The organism is Flavobacteriales bacterium, from assembly GCA_013001705.1.
In the GTDB taxonomy this organism is placed as follows: domain Bacteria; phylum Bacteroidota; class Bacteroidia; order Flavobacteriales_D; family JABDKJ01; genus JABDLZ01.
Map to the genome: position 1 here is coordinate 1 of JABDLZ010000048.1, position 3,672 is coordinate 3,672.

The window sequence follows — 3,672 nt, forward strand, 5'->3', positions numbered from 1 at the left end:
GTATGGGCATACAGGCCTATGATTACAAGACCGGGTCCCAGCTATGGGCAGCGGCCTTTGATTTCACCCCGACCAAGACCATCGGTAAACCGGGTGGTAATGTCAAAGCATGGGGGGTCTATGGTGCCGTGGCCGAACCCTTGGTCGTTGGCCGGGATGTCTATGTACTCGATATGGGAAATCGCAAAAACCAATACCTGAAGAAATATGATATCAACTCCGGTCGATTGCTCTGGACCTCTCCAGAGATCAAAGGGGCCAAGGCCATTCCTAACATGTATCTGATCGATGATGTGGTGGTATTACAGATCGGTGGAGCTGTAGAGTTGCAGTATATCACCCATACCAAAGACAGCGATGGAAACATCACTATAAGACATATTATAAGTACCAAGAATGTGAAGCCTACAGGAGTGCAGGCCTTCAGTGCGTCTGATGGTAAAGCCATGTGGGATTCAGAACGATTCAAAAAGGGAATCACCAATATGATGGAGTCCGATGGCAGTGTGATCGTATGCAGCGGTAAAGCACTCTATAAGATGGATGTAAAGACCGGAGCCGAACAATATGAGGTGGATGTCAAGGCCGATGGCATCGGATTGACGGAGATGATCCTACCTTGGAAAGACCAGATCATCATAGTATCCGACAAAGGAGTAAGTAGCCACAATGTTTCGGATGGTCAGCTCAAAGCGGTCAACAAATACAAGAAATCGGGCATGGAACAGATTCTCGATAATAAGCTCATCATGAAGACGTCCAAAGATGATATCGCCTGCTATGATCTGGATTCAATCAAATACAGGGAATACAACGCCCGTAAAGGTGCCGTAAGTCATCTAATGGAACAGGGCAAGTATGTGTATGTCTACGAAAAGAAGACCCTTACGAAGCTATCGACCGATTGATCGCAAATGAGCAAGTTCGATACCGCTGAAAGAGCCCGGACACCTTGAAGTCCGGGCTCTTTTTTTTCTGTACGAATGGATTTTATGGAATCAAGGGTCAATAGACCCATATCGTGAGTGCATAGTTATTCGTTATCAATACGAGGCTCTTCTGCATGTCGGGTGCACAAGCTTTTCTGAAGTTCTGAAAACACAACGATTTGTGACTGTTTTCCCCATCTCGACACAAGGAGCCATGCAATTGCAATGTTCGACTCACTCCTGACAAGTAGTGATCCAGCGATATTATCTGATGGACGCTCTCTACAAAGCATAGATTTGATGACTCACGACCTCTAGAGCGAAATTGGTAGGAAGTCCAAAGGTCTCTCTGTTGGAAATATGGAATGGGGCTGAGCCTGTGAACCAGCTCAAGCTGGACAAGGAATAGCACCCCCACCGATGATATAGCGGCACTGGGCTACCTGCAGTTTATGGAATGTACGATGTGATGGAGGTAAATATCCAAAGAAGTATTCTGACATCTGATTGGTGAACAGAACCAGACCGGATATAGACTAAGACTAATTAACGATGCGATAAAATGTGGGACATGCTCTATGTCTTTCATATGGCTGAATGACGAGAACTATGCGATCAGCGCTAGGACCTGCCCCACTTTTATGCCGACATCGAAGCAGAGGGTCTTCAGTAGGATGCGCTCCGTACCCATGTCAAAAGACTGTAGACGTTTACTCATACCGAACCCGTAGATCAGAAGGAAAAGACCGACCATTGGCAGCAGATCCGGAGATGCCTCATTCGCTCAAATCCGTTTAGATTCTTAAACCTTTATATAGTACACTCAGCGCGATGACTGCGTCTATGAGGTGGTCGCAGGCCGTGATATCGGCATAGGTCGCACCTATGGGTGTGATACCATGTCCGAGGGTACAGACCGTGATGAATTTGAGGATGTCCGTAGGGCTTTTCAGATAAAAGATGACACCCGCTAGGAACAACAAGTAGTCATGACCGGTCTACATACGCGTGGCACCTACCCGTATAGAGGCACACAGGTCTACTCTACTGAGAAGCAACTGATCATCGGCTGTCACATCATGAGCTGAGATGATGAGGGGTAGAGTTCTGAGGAACATGCTGAGGAAGTGCTTGTTGGTGGAGAGATCATGTATGAGGATTAGAACTAGATGCGGGGATACATCGTGTAGTGAATTGGGCGACCCAGTATTAAGCGACTAGTATCGTCATGGATTGAGCAGAGGGCTATCCTGCGATGATGGGCGCGATCAAAACACTTGAGAGATTGGTCACAGGTAAGAAGATATTCAAACCGGTAGTGCTGTTTGAATGGATACGTGCAGAGGCTGTACCCCTCATCGAGGATCAACGGTCGGGATGGATGTTCCTGTTTCCTATGTGTTCGGTGATGAGGAGAAAATTTGCCTAGGTGATGAAGTTAAGTGATCATATCCGATACTTCTAGGCGGTGATGATTGCCTATCTAGCTATAGTCTATGTTCGAACTGTGTATCATAGTCTTCCAAAGAGTCTATAGACTACAAGGATGGCATACGACAAACCAGGCCAGAGAATCTTTTGCAGCATCCTCTGCGATATCTTCAAAATAGTGCGGCCATTCGAACCGAGGATTGAAATACGTTTGTGTTTACGATCAATGTGTAGGTATAAGGAATGACATACGCTTTTTAGGGTCTTCCTCAACTCAGTTCTTCAGAATGCGGAATTCCACCCGCCTGTTGAGGGCGCGTCCATCTTCACTGCTGTTGTCTGCTATCGGAATGTTCTCGCCATATCCTCTCGCCTTGAAACGATCGGAATCGATACCAGCATCCACTAGATACCCCACTACCGATTCCACTCTGCGTTGGGAGAGGGATAGATTGTATTCATCACTGCCTTGATCATCTGTATGACCTGCAATCTCGATTTCGAGCTTGGGATTGTCCCGCATCAATCCTACCAGTCTCTGGAGTTCTGCATGACTCTCCTCTAAAAGGCCTGACTCATTGTATTCGAAGAAGATATTGTTCAGGCGTACTACCAACCCGACCTCTACCGGTGCGAGTAGTAGGTCCTGTTCCAGTTCATCGAATTCCTCTAAGGTCGTGGCATCCACATATGCGCTCACCGGGAAGTACCCTTTCTCCTCCGCCAAGAAGGAATACCTTTTTCCATGCGGCAGGATTATTTGATAATTACCAGTCTTCTTATCGGAATAAGCAATACCCAATTCGGTATCATCACTCAGGTCACTATAAGTAATGCGTGCTTCTATGGGTTCCTGTGTTTTGGCATGGAGCACTTGACCTTTGACCAATACCACAGGCTCTGGACGGGCCTTCTCAGTCACTTTCACCCGAAAGATATCACTACTCCCATATCCGCTCTTACTGGATACCATATAGGCATACTCACCAGTCACTGGTATGGTGAAGTATGCATCCCAATCGGGAGTGTTGATGCCCTTGCCGAGATTGATGGGTTCGCTCCAGTTGAGCCAGGTATCGTCCAGCTTGCGCACAAGGAAGATGTCATTGTCTCCATAGCCCGGATGTCCATCGCTGGAGAAATAGATGGATCCATCTCCGGCAATGAAAGTCGAGACCTCATTGCCCGCGGTATTCAGCTGTGGTCCTATATTCAAGGGTTTGCTGAATGTCTCCTCGAATTCATCATAGAAGGAAATGTAGATGTCCTTCTCACCGAAACTATCCTCCCGCTCACAGACCATGAGAAGGAC

General features: G+C 47.1%; 2 protein-coding genes and 1 pseudogene. 1 reads left to right on the forward strand and 2 read right to left on the reverse strand.

Annotated features, from left to right (window positions below):
• Positions 1-908, forward strand: a 908-nt coding sequence (locus HKN79_01725; GenBank protein ID NNC82270.1) for a PQQ-binding-like beta-propeller repeat protein, incomplete at its 5' end; no start/stop codon positions are given.
• Positions 909-1,465: 557 nt separating this feature from the next.
• Here the strand turns inward: HKN79_01725 and HKN79_01730 are convergent.
• Both HKN79_01730 and HKN79_01735 read right to left on the reverse strand, forming a co-directional pair.
• Positions 1,466-2,047 (reverse strand): annotated as a pseudogene (locus tag HKN79_01730) (HupE/UreJ family protein).
• 587 nt (positions 2,048-2,634) lie between these two features.
• Positions 2,635-3,672: OmpA family protein (locus HKN79_01735; protein ID NNC82271.1), on the reverse strand; the 1,038-nt coding region annotated here is incomplete at its 5' end.